Below are 19,417 nucleotides of genomic sequence, written 5' to 3'. Positions count from 1 at the left end.
TTATTCGTATAAATTAAACCCATTAAATATTATCAAATTAAGTAAATTATTTGTGAATTCTAAAATAGTTATTATCGAAGCAATTAAAAGTAAATTGATCGATTACAATCAATTTACTTAATTTGAATACTATATAATTAGAACCATTGTCCGAAACGCTTAATATAAAACGTTTTTACACATTGGGTTAAAACACAGTAACTAATTAAAATCCCAGCCAAGTATGGGAAATATGACCATGGCAATGGCTCAAGTCCAATCATGCTACCAAATGGTGAGAATGGAATATAAATCCCAACAGCCATAATTAACATAGTCATTACAATAACTGGGAAAGCTGCTGTACTTTGGATAAATGGAATTTTCTGTGTTCTTAACATATGCACAACCAATGTTTGTGATAGCAATCCTTCAATAAACCAACCAGAGTGGAACAATGATTGCATATCAACATTATTTGCACTAAAAACAAACCACATTATAGCATATGTCGTGATATCAAAAATGGATGAAGTTGGTCCTATCCAAATCATAAAACGACGAATATTTGAAGCATCCCATTTTCGTGGTTTTTGGATAAATTCGTCATCCATTTTATCCCATGGTAGAGATAATTGTGAAATATCATAAAGTAAATTTTGAATTAAAAGATGTATAGCTAACATCGGTAAAAATGGTAAAAAAGCACTGGCAACCAATACCGAAAATACATTACCAAAATTAGAGCTTGCCGTCATATTAAGATACTTCATGATATTACCAAAGGTTTCACGTCCTCTTACCACACCTTCTTCCAATACCATTAAACTTTTTTCCAACAAAATGATATCCGCTGATTCTTTAGCAATATCTGTTGCGGTATCGACTGAAATACCGACATCCGAATCACGTAAAGCTGGTGCATCATTAATACCATCACCTAAGAAGCCAACAGTATGACCGTTGTCTTGTAATAAACGAATAATACGTGATTTTTGTAATGGTGTTAACTTAGCAAATACTGTTCTTTGCTCAATAACTTGTTTCAATTGCTGATCACTCATCTGCTCAATTTCGATGCCAAGTAGAGGCTTGCCAGCTTCAAGTCCGACTTCACGACAGACTTTGGCGGTAATAATATCATTATCACCGGTTAACACTTTAACCGCGACACCATGTTCTCGTAACGCTTTAACCGCTTCTCTAGCGCTATCTTTAGGTGGATCTAAAAATGTTAAAAATCCACGAATTACTAAATCTTTTTCATCAGCAACAGCATACTGGGCTTTTGTGTCTTGTACTGGAATATCTTTGAAACCAACAGCTAAAACTCTAAATCCATCTTGATTATACTGATATGCCAATTCAATTAATTTTTGTTTCCTTTCTTCGGTTAATGGTAAATATTGCCCTTGTTCATAAACATGCGAAGCAATAGATAGCATCTCTTCCACGGCCCCTTTACAAATCATCAAGTGATCATCATTACCATTTTGCATTACTACCGATAAACGTCGCCGACTAAAATCAAAGGGTAATTCATCAATTTTAGTATATTTACCCAATCCCATGGTTTTCGCATTGGTTTTTTCTTCAGCGAAACGAATAATGGCTTTATCCATCAAATTTTTCATACCACTTTGGTAATAGCTATTAAGCCACGCTAGTTGTAAAACCGATGGATCAAGTTGTCCATTAATATCCAGATGTTGCTCTAAAATAATTCTATCTTGTGTTAAAGTCCCAGTTTTATCAGTACAAAGAATATCCATTGCTCCAAAATTCTGGATAGCATTCAAACGCTTAACCACGACTTTACGTTTTGCCATGCCTATTGCGCCTTTCGCAAGATTCGCACTAACAATCATGGGTAACATTTCAGGTGTTAAACCAACAGCCACGGCTAAAGCAAATAACCCAGCATCAAGCCAATCCCCTTTAGTTAACCCATTAATTAATAATACGATGGGAACCATTACCAACATAAAACGGATTAATAACCAACTTACGCTATTGACTCCTTTGTCAAAAGCAGTTTGTGAACGCGTGCCGATGATGGATTTAGCTAACGAACCAAAATACGTATCAGCTCCTGTAGCAATAACAACCCCTTTTGCGGTTCCACTGATAACATTCGTTCCCATAAAACCGATATGATTGATATCTAATATATTATTGCTATTTATTTCTGTTGGTGTACCTTCACTGCCTTTTTGTGATACAGCGCCTAACGTATCATATTTTTCAATAGGAATTGATTCACCGGTCAATACAGCCTGACTCACGAAAAGATCTCGCGACTCAATCAATCGTATATCTGCTGGCATCATGTCTCCGGCAGATAAGAAAATAATATCACCAGGAACTAACTGATCTAGTGGCACTTCAATTGACTGAGTCTGAGCATTATTGTTTGGACGACGCATAACTGTTGCGGTAGTTTTTATCATAGACTTCAAAGCTTCGGCTGCTTTGTTAGAACGATACTCCTGCCAAAATCGTAATAGTCCACTTAAAGAAACCATAACTATAATGATGGTGATACCTGTAATATCAGTGGGTTCACCATTTTGTAATGGTAGCCAATAATCTGTAATAAAACTGACCAAAGCTAATGCCAATAATACAAAAATAAACGGATTATTAAAAGCTAATAACAATTGAGTAAAAGCTGAAGGTACATGTTCCCGAGCTACTTCATTTTTACCATATTGTTCAATTCGTTGCTTAGCTTCATGCTCCGTTAATCCAGCTAAATCCGTTTGATAATTGGCTAAAGTCTCTTCTAAAGAATGTTTAGCTTCTATTACAGCTTTAATTTGAGAATTAAATTTCTTTTCTTTCGTTTTTTGTTTCATAACATATACCTAAATTCTATCGAATTAACCACATTTAACTAATGCAATTTATGTTCAATCATCTAAAACCCGATAGCGCATTATTCAGCAATTAATAAATCCTTCATTACAATGCATGATAAGTTTAATCACAACATGCTAATTAAAGGAATTAAATTAATTAGTCCGAACGAAATCCGCCAGCGGTTTAAATCACCGACATAATCTGCCTAATGTTTTAGTTAAAGATTAATTATTGATAATAACCAATAGTTTTCACCAACATAACCATAAAGGGGTGATTAGTTGGATTACGAATCAATAAATTGATATGAATTTAGATACAACTTGGGGGTTCTAAAAGCCTTTCAGAAAATGATAATAGATCTAATGCCAAATGACATTTAACATTGCGTTGACGAAAATAAGTGTGATAGCTTTGATTGGTACGAATTTGCATATCGTTCACCTTGACCGATTTTACTCATCTCGGCTGTGAACTGAAAAAATGACTATTTAAACAGGTCAATTAACCGAAAATGAATGATAAAAACTGCTCCCCAAAATAAATCTGGGGTTACCCGATTGAGTATCCATATAGCTCCTATAAACTAAACTCAACATACCTTATTACGCGATACTATTATTTAACTTATTAATTAAAATATAAAAATAACACACACTGAAAATAGATAAGGTGCGCACTTTATACCGCGTTCATTATCTATTTGTCAATAATTTTTTGTTTAAAAATAGGAAAATACTGAAAATTTCGCCAATTTGTTGAAAAAATAAATTATCAACAAATTTATCTAAATAATCCTAATAATAAATTAAATTATAATCATGGTACAATTGATTAACAAATGGTTAAATAATGATAGATATGCGTCATCCTTATATAAAATTTTTTGGATTGAGGTAAAACTTACATTACACTTTTTACCGGCATAAGTAATATTACTTCATTGACTATTGCACTAAATATACTTTAAATTTACTTGTTTGTGCAATGACTGTAACCTTGTTAAAACAGTCAGCTAATAAACGATGATAAGGTAAAAAACTGTTAGCTACTAAACATAATTTGCCATTTTGAGTAAGATACTGTTTACTTTGATGAATTAGTGCATCTACAGCATTATAGTCAGTCTCTTTGCCATCATGAAATGGTGGATTTGATATGATTAAATCAAATTGTCCCGAAATATCAGAAAATACATCACTTGCAATTAAATCAGCCGTGGCCTGGTTATTCGCCAATGTCTGTTTGGTTGCGGATAATGCCATTGCATTAACATCGGAACAAACTAATTGTATTTGTGGATTCAATTTTTTGATAAAAATCGATAACACACCACAACCACAACCAAGGTCTAATACGCGTCCTTTAATAATTTCAGGGTGTTCAGTAAGTGCATTAAGCAATAATTGACTACCCATATCAAGTGTTTTTTGACTAAATACGCCTGGTAAGCTATTTATTATCAAATTCATATCATTCATTTGTAAATGATATTGATACCACCATTCATCAGCATTAAAAGCCAAACGATTTTCACCATGAAAATGATATAAACCACAACGTCGGGCACTATCTATCTTTTGAATTGATCCAAAATCATTTAATAATGTTTCAACACTTTTCACACCGCTTCGATTTTCACCAACCACAAAAACATCAACTTTTTTTGGTAAGTGATTTAAAAGAAAAGAGAGTTGAAATTGTGCTTCAACTTTATTCTTTGGCCAGTAATAAATTAACGTATCCACATTCTGATAACATGAATCAGAAGGAAACACACCGAATTCAATTTGGCTATGGCTTTTACGTGCACAAAGCATTAAATAAACATGATATAGCGTGCAATGAATCGTTGTTTGTTGTGATGCGATTTGCAATACATAATCATCATGAATATCACCCGACACGAGAATAGATTTATCAATAAAAATTGCTTCATGACGTTGTAAAACTTGACTGGCAGGCGTATAAACCGACATTAATTAACCTCGAATAAATAACTTTATAAAATATTGGATAGATTATACAATTAACTTTCATTTATCACTAATAAAACCCTATGAATAAGCGAGACTGGTATTTAAATAAACTAGAGATACCTCAATACATTTTGCGAAACACTCAGGCAATCAAAGGAGAAGCAAAAGTTGAGATCACTGATAATATTCGATTAATTGTAGTTAGTCAGAATCATCCTACTGAAAAGATCTTTCAAGATATATTGAATGCAATTCATGTAATAAGTGATGACTGTTTGGTTTTAATGCCAACACAATTATTAATGCCTGCTAAAGAAATCAAATCGGTAATTTGGTTTATTGATACACCTCTACCCGAAAATTGGTCCGAGCAAGATATCCGTAACACCGCGATTATTAAGACCTATTCTTTAAGGGAACTAGCATCATCACCACAACAAAAGCGCCAACTCTGGCGAACACTTTGTCAATATGAAAAAAATTTCCAAACTCATTAACGCTGATCTTCAAGCGGCTTATCAACTTGAAAAACGGTGTCATGAATACCCATGGAGCGAAATCACTTTCTATTCTAATCAAGGAGAACGTTACTTAAATAAAAAAATTGAGATTGATGATCATTTAGTCGGTTTTCTTATCTGTCAGACTGTATTAGATGAGGCTTCATTATTTAATATAGCGATTGATCCTAATTATCGTCAACAAGGATTAGCGAGATCTATATTAAACAATTTAATCACAGAACTTGAAGCCAAAAAAATTAAAGTGTTATGGCTAGAAGTTAGGGAATCGAATGCTGCTGCAATTGCACTCTATCAACAAATTGGCTTTAATGAAATCAGTATCCGAAAAAATTATTATCCGACGAAAAATGGTCATGAAGATGCGATTATTATGGCTTATAACATTTCATTTTAGAAGGGTAATTGAACCAATATCTAACCTTATATGAGTATAAAATGGTAAAAAAAGCACTACTTTTTGTTAATGGGGAACCACCAAAACCGTTACCTACACAGTTAGATAAGTATGATATTGTTGCCTGCACTGATGGTGCTTATCATAATTATTTGCTTGAAAGCGCTATTGTGCCACAATTTATTATAGGTGATTTGGATAGCTTACTTAATCAAACTATTAATAAAAATATACAAATTATTTATACCCCTGATCAAAATAAAACGGATTTTGAAAAAGCCATACTGTTTTTATCAAGTAAGGGCATCACACAATTTGATATTTTTGGTGCAAATGGACATGCTAGTGATCACTTTTTAGGTAATCTTTCTGTAGCGTTACAATATCATCATCTTTTTAATTTCACTTTTTATGACAATTTTTGTCGATTCTTTTTTGCCACATCTCCCATGATAATTAATGATGTAAAAGATAAAACCATTTCATTAATTCCCTTAAGTCCTGTTAATAAATTGAATATTACAGGATTCGAATATCCATTAACCAATGCCGACTTAGAATTTGGTGGATTAATCAGTATCCGTAATAAAGCCTGTCAGGATCAAGTAACAATTAATTTTGAACAAGGCGATTTATTAGTGTTTATTGCGTTATAAATGACTTATTATTTTTATTATTCTAACAGCTAAAAACCAATATATTAAGCTTAAACACTATTAAACCGAGATTTAAATTTAAACAAACATATTGCTATCAGAGAATCAGTCGTTATCGCAGATTCATATTAAAATAAGTTCTTAGTTATTCGAGTAATGTAACGGTATACTTTTCTTGTAGACATTCTTAGCGGTATGATAAACCATCAACTAAGGAGATTATCTCATGACAAGACAATTAAGTAGTGAATTGGAACGAGAGTGTGCAGAATTAGTTCTCAATTATGGTTATGCACATAAAGATGCCGCAAAAAGAATGAATGTTAGTATTTTATCAATCCAGCGTTGGGTAACGCAATATAGAAAAGAGCGACAAGGTATTACACCTAAAAGTAGTGCGATGACTCCTGAGCAAAAACGAATACAAGCTTTAGAGAAACAAGTTAAACAGCTGCAAAGTGATAATCAGTTATTAAAAAAGCTTCAGCCTTCTTCGCAATGGAAATGACAAACGGCAACCAATAGCGTTGATGTTGAAGACGGCAGGAAATGAAGCTGCTCGAATCTGTCGGTGTTTATCATTATCACCCCATTATCTTTTATTATCGAATTAAGCATCGTACATTTAAATTAATTAATACTCGGCTTGAAATAGCCATGAAATCAATTCATAACGAAATGGTGGCATATATGGAAAAAGAAGAATGCTCGTTGAACTGATTAAAAAAGGGGTTAAGCTTGGTTTAGATAAGGTCAGACGCTTAATGAAAAAATTAGGTCTCGTTGCAAAAAGACCGAGACAACAAGTCTATCCTCGTGGAGGTAAATCGTCGATATTAGCATCCAATCATTTAAATCGACAATTTAATCCAGCGACGATTAACCGTTATTGGTCAGGTGATATTACCTATATTCGCACCAGACAAGGCCGGCTCTATCTGGCTGTTATCATGGATTTATGCTCTCGGCGTATTATTGGATGGGCCTTTTCTGACAAGCCGAATAGTAACCTTACGGTTAAAGCATTAAATATGGCAATACAGCGGCGAAAAGGAGAAAGCTCAACTTTATTTCATTGCGTTCAGGGTATTCAATATCGCGGTGAACAGTTCCAATAGATATTAGCATCTTATCAAATTACCTTTAGCATGAGCCGAGCAGGAAATTGCTTAGACAATGCGGTGACTGAACGATTTTTGAGATCATTGAAATCAGAAAGGATCAACTATCGAGATTATGTAAGTAGAGAGCAAGCCATAGCGGATATTATTGATTACATCGAACCTATTTATAATTAAAAAAGAAGACATTATAAACTGGGATTTATTTCACCTGCAGAATTTGAATATAATTTATTAAAAACTGTCTAAGAATGTCTCCAATTTTTGTTGACCGTCACAGTTTCACTCGCCATATATTTTGTATGCTGAGGCAGATAATCATCTCCTTTAGATCTAATGTGCTTGCTTCTAAACCTGTGAAAACATGAATCAAACAGATAAACTGCCTGAATTAAATTGTCTAACCAAAATAGCTAATGCCCTGTAATTAAGCCATCAAATATGATGCTATTTGTTTCTAAAACTTAATAATCTTTTGGTTTGCTCAAGTCATTCTAGCTGAGTATACTCTATTGTTTGATTTTTTACTCTGGTATTTAAATTTTTGGCTGGTAATAAAACAAAATATATTTTAAAGTTAGGAAATATAAGATATCTTTGGTATAAGAATCACTTAAATTATAAAAAAATCAAACTATATAGATGTTCAATCATGATTTCTTTATTATGATAAAATGTATACAATATAGCCTCATTTATTGGTTAAACGTAACTAAAGCTATTTAATAAGGTACAATCATACGTTTTCTTCTTAATCTCAATTATAAATTGCATTACACTAACTTTTCTAAAAAATTATACATTGAATTATTAATTATGATTTGTATATGCTCAGAGCAACACTAATAGCATATATTAGGTATATAACGATGAGCTAAATTTGAAAATAAAATGCAATTAAAAATTGTTTATTAATCATTTTATAAGGTAAACTAAGTCATCCAGATTTTATGAGAATTTATTTTTCATATCGCATAATAAAAATATGAGAATTATAATTTATGCTTGAATTAATACAAGTTGTCGGTTTTGGTCTGTTAATGTTTATTCCATTAACAAATCCACTCACAACAGTTGCACTATTGCTCGGTTTATCTGGTGATATGACCAATGATGAGCGTAATCACCAATCAAACATGACTTGTATTTATGTTTTTATCATTATGGTGGTATCATTTTATTGTGGTCAAATCGTAATGAATACTTTTGGTATTTCAATACCTGGTTTGCGTATAGCTGGAGGACTAATTGTTGCATTTATCGGTTTCCGAATGCTATTTCCGCAACAACCTGTCCATAAAACACCAGAAGCTGATGCAAAAAAGAAAGAACCCTCTAATAATATTGCTTTTGTACCTTTAGCAATGCCAAGCACTGCGGGTCCTGGAACCATCGCAATGATCATTAGCATGGCATCTACGGTGCAAAATGATGGCTATGATGTTTCAACATGGGTTATTTATACTGCTTCCATTTTAGTCCCCCTTTTACTCTGTATTATTCTTTGGTTCTGTATGCGCAGCGCGGGGAGTATTATGCGCCTAATTGGTAAAAGTGGAATTGAAGCAACTTCAAGAATCATGGGATTCTTGTTAGTTTGCATGGGTACACAATTTATTATTAATGGAATCTTAGAGTTAATACATTCTTATACTCAAAGTTGACCTATGTGATCAATCAGGACTATTCCTGATTGATGATTACAATGTCGGGATATGCTTGATTATTTCGACTTTTAATAAATAATCATATAGCGGTGTTAATTGCTTAAAACCTTTGCTAAGTGTGTCAACCAACTTTTCACCGAACATATCTTCAATGTTATCACTACTTGCTAATGCAGCTAAATCTTTACGGTTGTACCAATTAGCAATCTTGGGCGGTAAATCTTTGACTAAAGGTCGTTTATAACTTTCGCCCACCAACTTAAATGGTTTTTTGACACATTTTGCCATTTGCAAGAACTTCTCATGATCTTGATTAATTTCCTCACGAAAGATATCCATAGTTTGTTTAGGCACACAATAGTAACCTAAACCATATCGATAACCATATGGATCCATTTCAAAGAAAAAACATGGTGATTCTTTCCAATCTTTACTTGGTCGTTTGAATGTCAACCAAAGGCGATCACGATACAAAGATTTATCTTTAGAAAATCTCGTATCGCGATTGATACGAGATAACGTTTTACCGATTGCTGGCTTAGTTTCAAACCATTGATCGATTTTTAACATTTCAGGCGCTAATTGTTCAACTAATAAACGGAATGGTTTAACTAACTCATTATCATAAATAGCACGATTCTTGGTAAACCATTCACGGCTGTTATAAATACAGACATTTTGTAAAAAATCTAAACCAGCTTGTGAAAACCCTTTAAATTGACTCATTTATTTCCCTCTAATTCAATAAAAATGGTTCTTACAGCATCAAGGTCTTGCTGAGTATCGACGCCAATTGCTGGTGTTTCTTTAGCTATGGCCACGTGAATTTTTTCACCATACCAAAGAACTCTTAACTGTTCTAACATTTCAATCTGTTCAAGCTTAGTTGATTGCCAATTAACATAGCGACGAATGAATCCAGCGCGGTAAGCATAAATACCAATATGACGTAAATAAAAATTACCAATCGATTCTTGAGATTGAGCGAATCGATCGCGTTCCCATGGAATAGTGGCGCGCGAAAAATAAAGGGCATAGCCATCTTTATCAGTAACAACTTTAACTGCACCAGGATTAAATGCTTCTTCCACTGATTGAATTGGCACTGCCAATGTCGCCATGCCTGTCTGATATTTCATTAAATTATCTGCTACTTGATCAATAATAATCGGTGGAATAAGTGGTTCGTCACCCTGCACATTGACAATGATTTCATCATCAGCAAATTGACAATGATTGATTACTTCAGCCAAGCGTTCGGTTCCTGAATTATGCTTATCACTGGTCAAGATTACTTCTCCACCATAAGCGGTTACCACATCAAACACCAATTGATTATCAGTAGCAACAATCACGCGATGAGCGCCAGATTTTAATGCTTGTTCCATAACACGAATAATCATCGGTTTTCCAGCGATATCGGCTAATGGTTTTGCAGGTAAACGTGTCGAAGCATAACGAGCAGGGATGACCACAGTATAATTCATCGTGTTACCTCATTGCTTTCCATGATAGAACTTTTAATTATACTCGCTTTATCTTCAAGTAAAACCGGAATACCATCCGAAATCAAATAAACTAACTGATCATGTGAACAAATTAAAATCTGTTCTTTTTCATTATAATCTAATGAAGTATAACATTTCGGACACGCTAAAACGCTTAATAACTTTTCTTTCATAATCCATACCCGATAAATGATAGATTAAATATTTTTTAACTGGTTGATTTTGTGAGTCAAATTTTCAATAAATGGTGTAGGTAGTATTGCATCAATCGGTAAATACCACCAATTATTTTGCGCAAATGAAACGCATTTAACAGCATCTTTTTCAGTCATTAACAAAATGCCTGATGAATCGACTAAATTTGATAACTGCTGCAAAGAATACTTCTGATGATCGGTAAACGAAACATTATTTATTACATCAACATTAAGCACCTTAAGCATGTTGAAAAAACGATTCGGATCACCTATGCCGGCTATTGCACAAACAGACTGTAATTCTGTCACCGGCTTTTGTTCACCTGTTAGCATGTTTATTGCTTTATGCGGCAACAAAGTCATTAGGTAAGCATGTTGATATACATGATGACTTTGACCATTTACCACCACAAAATCGACACACTTCAAGCGGCTTGGTAATTCTCGCATTGGACCTGCTGGTAAATACCAACCATTACCAAAACCATTCTTACCATCTACAACGACAATCTCAATGTCACGTTGTAAAGCATAGTGTTGTAGACCATCATCAGTAATGATCAAATCTAATTTATGCTGTGTTAACAATAACTTTATTGCTTCACTTCGCTTTGGTGATACAGCAAAGGGAACTTTAGTACGTTGATAAACTAAAACCGGCTCATCACCTGCAATATGTGCAGATGTGGTTTCATTTACTATCAAAGGATAATGTTCACTAGAACCACCATATCCTCTTGACACTACACCAACCTTATAACCTCTGATACGTAGTTGTTCAACAAGATAAATCACTAGGGGTGTTTTACCATTTCCACCAACCGATAAATTCCCTACAACAATGACTGGGATTGGTGCTCGCCAAGATTTAAAGATGCCAATGCGATAACATGTTTTACGTATCACAACTACCAAACCATATAACAGTGAAAAAGGGATAAGTAGCCAATACAATTTGTTTTTACCTGACCAAATTCTGGCTATCATATACCCTATTCCTTATTAATCTTATTGGTCACTAAATTGAATTTGATGTAATTGAGCATAAGCGCCGTTTTTTACTATCAATTCTTGATGATTACCTCGTTCAACAATCTGCCCATTACTCAAAACTAAAATTTCATCTGAATTTTCAATTGTTGATAGACGGTGAGCAATAACTAATGAAGTACGATTCTTTTGTAATTCATTTAATGCAGATTGAATAGCTCTCTCTGACTCAGTATCCAACGCAGAAGTTGCTTCATCCAAAATGAGAATCGGATTATCACGTAATAATGCACGAGCAATCGCAACTCGTTGACGCTGCCCACCAGACAGTAATACACCATTTTCACCAATAATTGTATCCATACCTTGTTCTAAATTTTTAACAAAATCCATTGCATAGGCATGTTCAGCTGCACTATAAATTTGTGCATCAGTATATTGACCTTGTCGAGCATAAGTAATGTTATTTTTCACACTATCATGAAAAAGGTGCACATTTTGCGATACTAATCCAATTTGATTTCGTAATGATTCAAGCGTGTAATCTTTAATATTACGACCATCGATAAAAATTTCCCCTTCATCGATATCATAAAATCGGGTTAATAAACTTGCTATCGTTGTCTTCCCGGAACCTGACCGCCCAACTAATGCAACAGATTTACCGGCTTCAACTTTAAAGCTAATATTTTTAAGGGCTGGTTTGTCACGTGTTGGATAGGTAAAAGTCACGTTTCTAAACTCAATCTCACCAATCGCTTTAGCTAAAACTATTTTTCCATCATCGTTTTCAACAGGTTGTGCTAAAACATTAAAAATTGTTTGACATGCAGCCATTCCACGTTGAAATTTTGCATTAACTTTAGTTAATTCTCTTAATGGTTTCATTAATGCAATCATTGCAGTAAATACAACCGTAAATTCCCCTGCTGTTAAACCTAAAACATCTTTATAACTTGCCAAAATTAAAATTGTTGCTAACGCAAAAGAAGCGATAATTTGAATGATCGGTGTTGATAGTTCAGAAATGGATACCATTTTCATACCCAACTGACGTATACGATTACTAGCCTTTTTGAAATTATTAATCTCGGTTTCTTGCGCATTGAAAATTAATACCTCTTTATGACCTTTTAACATCTGTTCGGCTGAAGCGGTCACCATTCCCATACTATTTTGAATAACTTTACTTAGTTTTCTAAATCGTTTAGAAATTACAACAATCAAAACGCCGACAATCGGTCCAATTACTAACAGAATCAATGATAATTGCCAGCTGTTATAAAACATGACACAAACTAATCCAGTTAAATAAATTGATTCTCGTACAACACTAATTAAACAATCAGCAGAGGATGATGCCACCTGTTCTGAATCGTAAATAATTCGTGATAATAATCGCCCAGTTGAGTTTTGATCAAAAAAGCTTACCGGTGAATAAGCAAAATGCGCAAATAACTTCTGACGCATCTCCATAACAATTTTACCGGAAATCCAAGCGAGAATATAACCAGAAATATAGCTGGAAAGTCCTCTAATAAAAAATAATCCTAATACAATAAATGCTAAATTGAATAGAAATTCATGGTCATTTTTAACAAACCCTTTATCCAATAAAGGTTGAATTAAAGAAATGATATAAGTGTCAGAAGAACCATTGATCACCAAGCTAATTATGATAATCAGCAAATAGCCCCAATATTTAGAAACATTTGGCCATAATTGCCTAAAGGTTTTCCAGGTAGACAAATCTTTATCTATTGTATTTTTATTCACTAAAAAAATCCATAATACGTTTAGAATTGGTCTATTTTACCTTTATTTAGCAAAAGCACCAAACCAATCATGATACCAACGTGGTTTTATTTGATTACGATAGGATTGAATCAGCCAATTGTCTTGATAAAACAACAGTGATATTTGCCCCGTTTTACTAGTTAAAAGAAACTTTAATTTAAGATCTTCGTAACGATGTAAAGCCTTATTAGACGGTAATTTCCAAGGATTATATCGTGAAACAGATCCTATCGAAAGTTTTGGATTAACATGTGATAAGAAAGCAAATGAGGAAGAAGTATTGCTCCCATGATGAGGAATTTGTAAAATTGTTGAAAATAATAATTTACGATATTTTAATACTAACTGTTCTTCCTGTTGTCGTTCTAAATCGCCGGTTAATAATAATGAAAAATTATTACTTGTTATTCTGACCACACAAGATTCGGCATTAAAAGCTTGATCATGCAATTTTAATGGCCATAAAAATGTCATTTTTAGATTCTTCCAAGACATTTCTTTGCCGGCTATACATGGATAAGTATTAGTTAAGTGCTTTTTTGATGTGATTAGCCATGCTTCGGGATAATGTTGTTGAATTACATTAAGTCCACCAATATGATCATTATGCTCATGACTGATGATAATTCCCTCAAGTTTAAGTCCATGCCATTTTAGAAAGGGAATAATAATTCTTTCTGCAGCAGAACTGTTTTGCCATTTTGCACCTGTATCGTAAAGAATAGCCGATTTATTTTGCCTAATTACAACAGCCAATCCATGACCTACATCTAGCATATCTACGCGCCATAGAACTCGGTTAGATTTTAATAAGGGAGTAAGCAAAATTATCAAAATTAAAAGACAGGATATAAAATAATTACGCCAAAAACTGATCCGCAAGATAATCAGCATTAACCATCCGCTTAAACTCAACAGAAAATAGGCTTGTTCTACATTAATCCAAAATGTAGCAATAGGTTTGAGAAAAGCAAATAAATAATAAAGTGTTTGATCCGCAATAAAACCAAACCAAACTGTAATATAAAAATTACCAATTATACTGAAAACTAATAACATCAAAATTGCAGGAAAGATGATTATTGTGATAAGTGGTATTGCTAGCAAGTTTGCCACCAAACTGACACCGCTTATTCCATTAAAAATAATTAGTTGTAGTGGTAAAAATAGTAAAGTTAATAACCATTGTAAACGCAATAATTGTCTAAAATATTGCCATTTATTATCAACAACATGATAGGGAAACCAATTTGCTATATATATCAAACAAAAGACTGCATAACATGATAACCAAAAGCTTTCAGCAAGAATCATTAATGGATCATATATTAGTAAGATGGCAATAATGCGATTAATCAATTGCCAAGACGTTAAATAGTAATTAAAGTAACGAAAAGCTGACCATAAAGTCAGTGCCAAAATCGCCCGTAAAGCTGGTACATTCAAACCGGTTAGCCAGGCATAAAATAATGCCATTACCCAACCGATTAATAATGGGTGCCAATATTTAATCATTTGATTAGGAAGTAAAAATTGTAATCCACGGGTGAGGCGATTCCCCATTAAAGCTACTAATAAAATATGCATACCGGATATTGCCATTAGATGGGCTATTCCTGTTTCAAACATTATTTTTTTGTGCTCTGGAGTTAATCTTGACCTATCACCAAAAGCCAAGGCTAACATAATATCGCTGTATTCAAATAAATTTACATAAGGTAATAAGGCGTTCACTGCCATTTGTCTTAAACCAATTTGTTCTTCAACAATTTTTGCCTGTTCTACTGTACCGGTTAATAGTAGGTGATTTGCCATTGCATATCGCTGACTGTCGAATCCTCCTTCGTTAAGATAGCTATGAACAACTTTTGTTTTAATTTTCATATCCCATATTTGACCAGCATAAGGTGAAGTTGTAGATTGCCAAAATAAAACGATCGGCAGAGGAGAATTGACTGACTGGTGATTTATATGAGTAATTGAAAAATGGACATTTTTCTGTGCAACTTCATGATTATCACTCATATTCAAACTAATCGCTTTAGCACGAATTACTAGCGTTTCATCAATATATTGCTGAACATAAATCAGATATTCCTTGGCATAATTGGTTGACCATAAGAATCCTAGTAAGATAAATATGATGGGCAGAAGTTTAAATACTTGATAAAAAAAATAAATGCTGCAAAGAAGAATTGCCAGAATTAGCCAACAATACCAATTGTATTCAGATGGTAAAGAAGATATAAACAGAAGCGGTAAACAACCTAAAGAATAAGATAAACAAATTAGGTCATATGGAATTTTATTAATCAAATGATCCCTTATATCGCGTAGTATAACGAATATAAAGAATTACATAATTATTCTAGAAGAATGGTTAAATAACATAAAAATGCAATTTAAATCGCAATAATTTGTGTTTTTATTTAACTTTTCCAATTAAATTTTATTCTAAAAATTGACGAATAAAAAAACACCAAAATTGATTAATAAAAATTATAGTAAATATTACAATTAATTATCATTTAATCAATTTTGCACAACAACTGATCATTAAAGGTAGAAGCGTTTATTCTTTTAGAACAAACGCTATTGATTATTCTTTAAATAGTTAAAAGAGTAGAAAAACTAAATTATATACCATTATTAACTCTTTCTCTTAATTCTTTGCCAGGTTTGAAGTGTGGAATATACTTCTGTCTAACTTCAACTTGTCCACCTGTTCTTGGATTTCTTGCTTTTCGAGGTGCCCGATAATTTAATGCGAAACTACCAAATCCACGGATTTCAACACGATCGTTCGATTCCATAGCTGTAGTAATTTGCTCAATAATATCTCTAATGGCTTCATCAACTAATTGCACTGGGAGATGCGTTCGCCAATTGGCGATTTTTTCAGTTAGATCTGATCTGTTCATGAGTAGTACCCTTTTTATTTTTGTTGTAACTTTAGCTAATTATTTTTTTGTTATAAATTTTATTCGTAATGTTTATTAAAATTAAAAGAGGGCATGCCCTCTTTAATTTGAACCCTAAATAATTTGAAAAATTACTCTGATTTTGAAGCTGCTTTGAATGCTTCAGCCATGGCATTAGTAAATGATGCATCATCTTGTGCAGGGGCATTATTTACAGCGGCCAATGCTTCTTTCTCATCAGCTTCATCTTTAGCACGGACTGATAAAGTTATTACACGCGTTTTGCGATCTAAATTAATAATTTTAGCTTCAACCTCATCGCCTACTTTTATTGCAGTGGTTGCATCTTCAATGCGTTCACGAGCAATGTCTTGTGCTTTTAAATAACCTTCAACACCTTCAGCAATTTCAACTGTTGCACCTTTGGCATCAACTGATGTCACTTTACCTTTAACAATCATGCCCTTTTTGAAATTAGTTGCAAAACTGTTAAATGGATCTTCTTCTAGTTGTTTGATACCTAACGAAATACGTTCACGTTCAGCATCAACTTGAAGAACAACAGCTTCAATATCATCACCTTTCTTATAAGCTTTAACTGCTTCTTCACCTGGAACATTCCAAGAAATATCTGAAAGATGAACTAAACCATCAATACCGCCATCTAAACCAATGAAGATACCAAAATCAGTGATTGATTTGATCTTACCACTAACTCTGTCACCTTTATTATGTGAATCAGCAAATTGTAACCATGGGTTTGGTTTGCATTGTTTTAAGCCTAAAGAGATGCGACGACGTTCCTCATCAATCTCGAGAACCACAACTTCAACCACGTCACCAAGACTTACGACTTTAGATGGATGAATATTTTTATTAGTCCAATCCATTTCAGAAACGTGTACTAAACCTTCAACACCCGTTTCAATTTCAACAAAACAACCGTAATCAGTTAAGTTAGTTACTTTACCAGTTACTTTAGTTCCTTCTGGGTAACGTTTAGCAATTGATACCCATGGATCTTCGCCAAGTTGTTTTAAGCCAAGAGAAACGCGAGAACGGTCACGGTCAAATTTCAATACTTTAACTAAAATTTCTTGTCCAACTTCAACCACTTCACTTGGGTGTTTAACACGTTTCCAAGCCATATCAGTAATATGAAGTAAACCATCAACTCCACCGAGGTCAACGAAGGCACCATAATCAGTAAGATTTTTAATAACACCTTTAACTTCTGAACCTTCTTGTAAGGTTTCAAGAAGTTGTTCACGTTCTGCACTGCTTTCAGATTCGATTACGGCACGACGAGAAACAACTACGTTATTACGTTTTTGATCTAATTTAATAACTTTAAGTTCAATCTCTTTACCTTCAATATGAGAAGTATCACGTAATGGACGAACATCAACTAATGAACCTGGTAAGAAAGCACGAACACCGTTAAGTTCAACTGTAAAGCCACCTTTAACTTTACCATTAATAACACCTAATACTGTCGCTGCATCTTCTACAGCTTTTTCTAATGTTACCCAAGCTTCATGGCGTTTAGCTTTTTCACGAGATAAAATGGTTTCACCAAAGCCATCTTCAATGGAGTCCAAAACAACATCAACTTCATCACCAACTTTAACTTCTAATTCGCCTTGGGCATTTTTAAACTCTTCTACTGGAATAGCTGATTCAGATTTTAAACCAGCATCAACTAATACTACATCTTTATCGATAGCGACAACAACGCCACGAATCATGTTACCAGAACGAGTATCAAGTTGATTTAAAGACTCTTCGAAGAGTTGAGCAAAAGATTCTGTCATATTTATATACTTTTTTAATTTAAAATAACGTCCATCTAGCTTCTTGCCTGATGGGGGTTGTTTAAAATACTCCACCACTTCCTATGGTAAAGCTTACACATTAATATTAATTTTGCTATTGATTATATTTAAGGCTTGCTTGAATACTTCATCAATTGACAAATCAGTTGAATCAATTAAAAATGCATCTGTGGCAGATCTAAGTGGCGCAATGGCTCGGTTACGATCGCGTTCATCCCGTGTTATAATTTCATGCAAAATCTCGTCATATATAGCACAAATCTTCTTTTTTTGCAACTGTTTCATGCGTCTTTCGGCTCTAGCTTGGGGACTTGCATCGAGAAATATCTTCACCGTAGCCTGTGGAAATACCACGGTACCCATATCTCGACCGTCCGCAACTAATCCTGGAGAAGTCCTGAAAGCTCGTTGTCGTTGCAATAATGCCTCTCTTACTTTCGGTAGCGAAGCAATTTTAGATGCGGCATCACCAATCTCCTGCAGACGTAATTGAGCTGATACATTTTCATCATCTAGCATCACTTGCACACCTGTTTCGTCTGAAATGAATCTAAGTAATAATTTTTTTGCAAGTATTGCCAATTCTAACTCATTTTCCAATGCCACATGCTGCTTAATTGCTGATAACGCCAAAACTCGATATATTGCTCCTGAATCAAGTAAATGCCATTTCAGATGCTTAGCTAATAAAACACATAAAGTGCCTTTACCGACGCCGCTAGGGCCATCAACGGCAATGACGGGGATATGCTCTGAATTCATATTAATTACCTTGAGTGTTATAATGTGTAATTTCACTAATTATAGGCAAAAATTCGCTTTCGCTAAAGTCATTAATAAAGCGATCTATACTATGTCGATATTCATAATATGGTAATAAACAATAAAAAATAAAATATAACTTTATCTATATCAGCTAAGTACGCCTTAATTTAATTAACTTATTTATTCAATAATTTGTAGTAAAAACTGTGAAAAAACCGAATA

Annotated in this window: 20 protein-coding genes; 8 read left to right on the top strand and 12 right to left on the bottom strand. The window is 33.7% G+C overall.

What is annotated here, in order from left to right:
- Nucleotides 1-137: 137 nt before the first annotated feature.
- From mgtA to rsmC, 3 genes are all read right to left on the bottom strand, one after another.
- Nucleotides 138-2,837: a magnesium-translocating P-type ATPase gene (mgtA, locus tag JMI89_RS06845; RefSeq protein WP_220679636.1), complete on the bottom strand. Its 2,700-nt coding sequence runs from the start codon at nucleotides 2,835-2,837 to the stop codon at nucleotides 138-140.
- A 316-nt stretch (nucleotides 2,838-3,153) separates the two neighbouring features.
- Nucleotides 3,154-3,276 (bottom strand): hypothetical protein, encoded by a 123-nt coding sequence (locus tag JMI89_RS11880; RefSeq protein ID WP_255562860.1) that lies wholly within the window; start codon nucleotides 3,274-3,276, stop codon nucleotides 3,154-3,156.
- A gap of 512 nt (nucleotides 3,277-3,788) precedes the next feature.
- On the bottom strand, nucleotides 3,789-4,820 hold the full coding sequence (gene rsmC / locus JMI89_RS06840; RefSeq protein WP_187754781.1) for a 16S rRNA (guanine(1207)-N(2))-methyltransferase RsmC: 1,032 nt from the start codon (nucleotides 4,818-4,820) through the stop codon (nucleotides 3,789-3,791).
- An 80-nt stretch (nucleotides 4,821-4,900) separates the two neighbouring features.
- Between rsmC and JMI89_RS06835 the strand changes: the two genes are divergently transcribed.
- The 8 genes from JMI89_RS06835 (at nucleotide 4,901) to JMI89_RS06800 (ending at nucleotide 9,179) form a co-directional block, all read left to right on the top strand.
- Nucleotides 4,901-5,317 (top strand): DNA polymerase III subunit psi, encoded by a 417-nt coding sequence (locus tag JMI89_RS06835; RefSeq protein WP_187754780.1) that lies wholly within the window; start codon nucleotides 4,901-4,903, stop codon nucleotides 5,315-5,317.
- The gene (gene rimI, locus JMI89_RS06830; RefSeq protein WP_220679635.1) at nucleotides 5,292-5,738 is read left to right on the top strand and encodes a ribosomal protein S18-alanine N-acetyltransferase; all 447 of its coding nucleotides are present in this window, start codon (nucleotides 5,292-5,294) and stop codon (nucleotides 5,736-5,738) included. The genes JMI89_RS06835 and rimI overlap by 26 nt, the downstream gene beginning before the upstream one ends.
- 41 nt (nucleotides 5,739-5,779) lie before the next feature.
- A complete protein-coding gene (locus JMI89_RS06825) occupies nucleotides 5,780-6,394 on the top strand; it encodes a thiamine diphosphokinase (RefSeq protein ID WP_187754778.1) in 615 nt (204 codons plus the stop codon).
- 226 nt (nucleotides 6,395-6,620) lie between these two features.
- Entirely contained in the window at nucleotides 6,621-6,902 is a 282-nt protein-coding gene (locus tag JMI89_RS06820; RefSeq protein WP_220679634.1) for a transposase, read from the top strand.
- A gap of 41 nt (nucleotides 6,903-6,943) precedes the next feature.
- Complete coding sequence (locus JMI89_RS06815; RefSeq protein WP_187754776.1) at nucleotides 6,944-7,114, top strand: hypothetical protein; 171 nt, start codon at nucleotides 6,944-6,946, stop codon at nucleotides 7,112-7,114.
- Nucleotides 7,099-7,512, top strand: a complete 414-nt coding sequence (locus JMI89_RS06810; RefSeq protein WP_220679792.1) for a DDE-type integrase/transposase/recombinase — start codon at nucleotides 7,099-7,101, stop codon at nucleotides 7,510-7,512. Before JMI89_RS06815 ends, JMI89_RS06810 begins: the two co-directional genes overlap by 16 nt.
- Nucleotides 7,513-7,692: an integrase core domain-containing protein gene (locus JMI89_RS12035; protein ID WP_370633730.1), complete on the top strand. Its 180-nt coding sequence runs from the start codon at nucleotides 7,513-7,515 to the stop codon at nucleotides 7,690-7,692.
- An 824-nt stretch (nucleotides 7,693-8,516) separates the two neighbouring features.
- Nucleotides 8,517-9,179, top strand: coding sequence for a MarC family NAAT transporter (locus tag JMI89_RS06800; protein ID WP_187754774.1), 663 nt, complete (start codon nucleotides 8,517-8,519; stop codon nucleotides 9,177-9,179).
- Nucleotides 9,180-9,215: 36 nt separating this feature from the next.
- On the opposite strand, the gene JMI89_RS06795 is transcribed toward JMI89_RS06800, so the two are convergent.
- The 9 genes from JMI89_RS06795 to cmk all read right to left on the bottom strand — a co-directional run bounded on the left by JMI89_RS06795 (nucleotide 9,216) and on the right by cmk (nucleotide 19,192).
- Nucleotides 9,216-9,908 carry a DUF2461 domain-containing protein gene (locus JMI89_RS06795; RefSeq protein ID WP_220679632.1) on the bottom strand — a complete coding sequence of 231 codons (693 nt, stop codon included), beginning with the start codon at nucleotides 9,906-9,908 and terminating at the stop codon, nucleotides 9,216-9,218.
- Entirely contained in the window at nucleotides 9,905-10,669 is a 765-nt protein-coding gene (gene kdsB, locus JMI89_RS06790; RefSeq protein ID WP_187754772.1) for a 3-deoxy-manno-octulosonate cytidylyltransferase, read from the bottom strand. The genes JMI89_RS06795 and kdsB overlap by 4 nt, the downstream gene beginning before the upstream one ends.
- Nucleotides 10,666-10,863: a Trm112 family protein gene (locus JMI89_RS06785; protein WP_187754771.1), complete on the bottom strand. Its 198-nt coding sequence runs from the start codon at nucleotides 10,861-10,863 to the stop codon at nucleotides 10,666-10,668. The genes kdsB and JMI89_RS06785 overlap by 4 nt, the downstream gene beginning before the upstream one ends.
- A gap of 24 nt (nucleotides 10,864-10,887) precedes the next feature.
- Nucleotides 10,888-11,874 carry a tetraacyldisaccharide 4'-kinase gene (gene lpxK / locus JMI89_RS06780; RefSeq protein ID WP_220679631.1) on the bottom strand — a complete coding sequence of 329 codons (987 nt, stop codon included), beginning with the start codon at nucleotides 11,872-11,874 and terminating at the stop codon, nucleotides 10,888-10,890.
- 21 nt (nucleotides 11,875-11,895) lie between these two features.
- On the bottom strand, nucleotides 11,896-13,638 hold the full coding sequence (msbA, locus tag JMI89_RS06775; RefSeq protein ID WP_370633729.1) for a lipid A ABC transporter ATP-binding protein/permease MsbA: 1,743 nt from the start codon (nucleotides 13,636-13,638) through the stop codon (nucleotides 11,896-11,898).
- 57 nt (nucleotides 13,639-13,695) lie between these two features.
- Nucleotides 13,696-15,990, bottom strand: a complete 2,295-nt coding sequence (locus tag JMI89_RS06770) for a DNA internalization-related competence protein ComEC/Rec2 (RefSeq protein WP_220679629.1) — start codon at nucleotides 15,988-15,990, stop codon at nucleotides 13,696-13,698.
- 320 nt (nucleotides 15,991-16,310) lie between these two features.
- Nucleotides 16,311-16,595: an integration host factor subunit beta gene (locus JMI89_RS06765; RefSeq protein ID WP_187754768.1), complete on the bottom strand. Its 285-nt coding sequence runs from the start codon at nucleotides 16,593-16,595 to the stop codon at nucleotides 16,311-16,313.
- 131 nt (nucleotides 16,596-16,726) lie between these two features.
- Nucleotides 16,727-18,409, bottom strand: a complete 1,683-nt coding sequence (gene rpsA, locus JMI89_RS06760) for a 30S ribosomal protein S1 (RefSeq protein ID WP_187754767.1) — start codon at nucleotides 18,407-18,409, stop codon at nucleotides 16,727-16,729.
- Between the two features lie 93 nt (nucleotides 18,410-18,502).
- Nucleotides 18,503-19,192, bottom strand: a complete 690-nt coding sequence (gene cmk, locus JMI89_RS06755; RefSeq protein WP_187754766.1) for a (d)CMP kinase — start codon at nucleotides 19,190-19,192, stop codon at nucleotides 18,503-18,505.
- Nucleotides 19,193-19,417: the final 225 nt, after the last annotated feature.

It is taken from the genome of Frischella sp. Ac48, from assembly GCF_019641635.1.
Taxonomy (GTDB): domain Bacteria; phylum Pseudomonadota; class Gammaproteobacteria; order Enterobacterales; family Orbaceae; genus Frischella; species Frischella japonica.
Note: the sequence above shows the minus strand (reverse complement) of the source record. Positions and strands in the feature narration are given on the sequence as shown.